This is a genomic window from Nocardiopsis sp. NPDC049922 (assembly GCF_040660275.1).
GTDB lineage: Bacteria > Actinomycetota > Actinomycetes > Streptosporangiales > Streptosporangiaceae > Nocardiopsis.
This window is the reverse complement of sequence record NZ_JBFAME010000048.1, coordinates 1-3,155: the sequence shown is the minus strand read 5'-3', so window position 1 is coordinate 3,155 and position 3,155 is coordinate 1. Positions and strand designations below refer to the sequence as shown.

The 3,155-nt window shown below is 70.0% G+C and carries 2 protein-coding genes; both read right to left on the bottom strand.

The genetic code is table 11. The features are described 5' to 3' along the window. Positions 1–275 precede the first annotated feature (275 nt). The gene (locus AB0I72_RS28280) at positions 276–1,241 is read right to left on the bottom strand and encodes a PrgI family protein (protein ID WP_358574137.1); all 966 of its coding nucleotides are present in this window, start codon (positions 1,239–1,241) and stop codon (positions 276–278) included. A 27-nt stretch (positions 1,242–1,268) separates the two neighbouring features. Further along, complete coding sequence (locus AB0I72_RS28275; protein ID WP_358574135.1) at positions 1,269–3,023, bottom strand: hypothetical protein; 1,755 nt, start codon at positions 3,021–3,023, stop codon at positions 1,269–1,271. Positions 3,024–3,155: the final 132 nt, after the last annotated feature.

Genomic DNA, 3,155 nt, shown 5'->3' with positions numbered 1-3,155 from the left:
GGTGCGGTGCGCCGACTCCAACCGCGCCCGCCGCTTCCGCAACCGAGTCGCAGCCGTCATAGCCGGGACCGGAACCAGGTGGAAGGCGATGTCGACCTGTCCGGGGTAGGTGAGCAACGGCTCAGCCCACCCCGCGCTCACCTCGCGCGGAAACCCCACCACCACCAGGGTCTGACACACCCCGCCCTCGACCCGAAGGTGACGTGCCCCCACTCCGATGGCGGGCCCTCCCAACGCCGGTGACCCGGTGTGTGTCCAAGGCGTGTGAATCCCCATCAACGCTCTCCTCCCTCTCCTGTGTGTGCGTGTTCCTCGTCGTGGTCGGTGCTGGGGTGGTGATCAGCGTCGTGGTCGGTGAGGCCTGTGGTTGGGGAGGCCATCGCTTGGCGCAGAACCTGCTCCGCCTCGGCTCCCGCCAGGACGTGAGTGCGGATACCGAGGGTCGCGAGCCGATCAGCGGTGTCCTGCGCCATACGCCGCAGGGCAGCCCCCGCTTTGTGGGCGGGGCCGGTGGCGGTGACCACGACCACCACCTGCTGGTGCGACAACTCGTGGGTGCGGGCGATCTCGTCCAGGAAGTCGGCGTGCGCCACCGCGGCCTCGGCCAACGCCGGATGCGGAAGGTGACGCACGTTGTCGCGGACCATCGCGGTGAACCCCGACAGGTCCGCCTTCCGCCGCTGGACCAGTACCTGCACCGGCTCCGACAAGGCGTCCAGCACCCCCGCGAACGCGGCCAGGGTCTGGTCCTGCTCACGCCCCGAGGCAAGCTGGAACGGCAACGTGGTGCAGGAGATCAACACCGCGCACCGCCCACCCAGATCGACCACACCCTCGGGGCTGATCGCCGACGCGGGGAGCCGGAGCGGTTCCAATCGGGGACTTCGGCGAAGGCGTGGAGCCCACCAGGGCAGGTCGGGGATCTCCCCTGACGGTGCGCCCACCAGATGCTTCGGCGATCGCGCCCATGCCAGCGCGCTGGCCGCGACCCGCTCCAACCCTCGACCGTCGCGTTCGCCCAAGGCGACGGCGATGGCCACCCCCAGTACCGGGGCCACGATCATGGCGAACACCCACAGCGGCACCGCCTCGCGCAACAGCAGGTACGCGCCCCACGCCCCCGCCAGGACGGGAGCGATGATCAGGCACTGGCGGGCGGTCAGGTTGAACAGGACGGGCTCACCCCGATCGATGTCGGCGGGGATACGCCCCTGCCACGACGACGGCTCCTCAGAAACCACGCCGGATCCTTCCTCCTTGTCGGGCGATCACTTCGAGTCGTTCTTCGGGCGTGGGAACAGCCCGTACTGCTTCCACGTGCGCTTGGGGTTGGGGAACAAGGGCCGCTGCCCCTTGACGTGCGCGGGCCGACGCGGCTCGCGCTGCGCCCTGGCCCACACATCACCCACCCGCTCAGGTGTCCGGCGTCCCAGCACCCGCACCGGCGGCGGCGTCGGCAACACCCCTTGACGCCACCGCCGCTGAGGAGGCGCTCCCGCTGCTGACGGCCCCACCTGCGGCGAAGCCGGGCGGCGGAACAGCACCTGCTGGCCGGTCCTCGGCGACCCCGGCATCCGCCCCTCCACCAAGGCACGCCGCACGGGCGCGGGCGGAGCGAAGCGAGGATCGGGAACCGGCGGCAGAGCGCGCGGTCCCGGCAGACCCGGTGTTCCGGACGGTCCACGGTGGGGTCGCGGCCAGGGCGAACCACCGCCCGGCCCGGGGAGAGCACGTCGAGGGCCGGGCAGAGCGCCGACGGGTTCGGGCACCTCGTGCCGGGGCCGGTACCACCAGGCCTGCGGCTGCAACGGCTGGAGTCCCGAAGGCGGCCCGGGCTTGTAGCGGGGCAGCTTCCTGCCCGGGGTGCGGCCCGGCCAGCCCAGTTGGGGCCATGTCAGTCCAGGGTTGAGCCCGTTGCGCAGCACACCGGGCACCCGCAGGCCGCCCAGGGACCGGAAGGCCAGCATCCACGCCAGGTTCCGCACCAGGGCGGCGATCGGTGAACTCCCCGGATGGGTGGGCTCCCAGATCAGCTTCTTCACCCAGGCCGGGATCCTGACCTGGGTGTACAGCAGCACCAGAAGCAGCATGATCTGCATCAGCCAGCTGGCGCCGCCGACGTCGTCGGCGCTGTCGGATGTGGGATTCAGGGTGCCGAAGAGGGTCATCTGCCCTTCGAAGAAGAGCCGCATCATCGCGATGAACACCAACGACTGGGCGACCGGGACCGCGCACAACCCCGCCATCAACTTCCACCACAGCTCAGCGATCCGGTTGGTCTGCGGCAACGCGTGGAAGACCAACAGGACCGGCGCGGCGACCACCAGCACGATGACGGTGCAGATGCGCACCGCCTCGGTGACCATCCACACCACCAGCAGCACCACCGCGACCACCAACAGCACAATGGTGAAGACCATCGCCTCCGCGAGCAGCACGTCGAGGCGGTCCCGGAAGTTGACCGCCGCCTCCCGGGCGTTGATCCCGTCGGCGCCGATGGCCGCCGCCACGCCGTTGGACAGCCGCACGATCTCCGTGGACACCCACAGCGACAGGTTCGAGGCGACGAACGCGAACACGACGCGGGGCAGGATCTCCCCCACCGAGTAGCGGTCCTGGAAGGTCCGATATCCCATGACCACCAGACCGCCCGCCACCACCAACAACACGAACAGGGTGTTGGAAGTGGTCAGGATCCCGGCGTGCAGACCCTTCATGCCCTCACTCGGCAGCGGGGTGTGGAACGCCTTTTCCGCCAACCAGCCCAGGGCGGGGTTCAACCCGCTGATGACGAGGTCAGCGAACCAGTTGGACACATGACAGCCCGGATCGACCAGACCGCACTCGAACACCTCCCCCTCGGTCTCCAACACCACCGAGCCCTCGCCCGCGTCGTCCCGTTCCCGCAGCGGCGGCTCTCCCGCGCGCGGATCCTCCGGGGGCGGGAGCGGATCGTCGGTGATCTCCCGCTCCAGTGCGGATTCCGGCGTCGGTTCGTTCTCTGGTTGCGGGCTTGGCTCCACGTCCTGTGGTGGTGGCAGTGGGTCATCCGAAGGGGGAGGCAACGGCTCATCCGTAGGCAGAACCGGGCCGGACGGCACCTGCCACCTCCACCACACTGCGGGGCTCACTCGCCTCCCCCACCCACGGACACG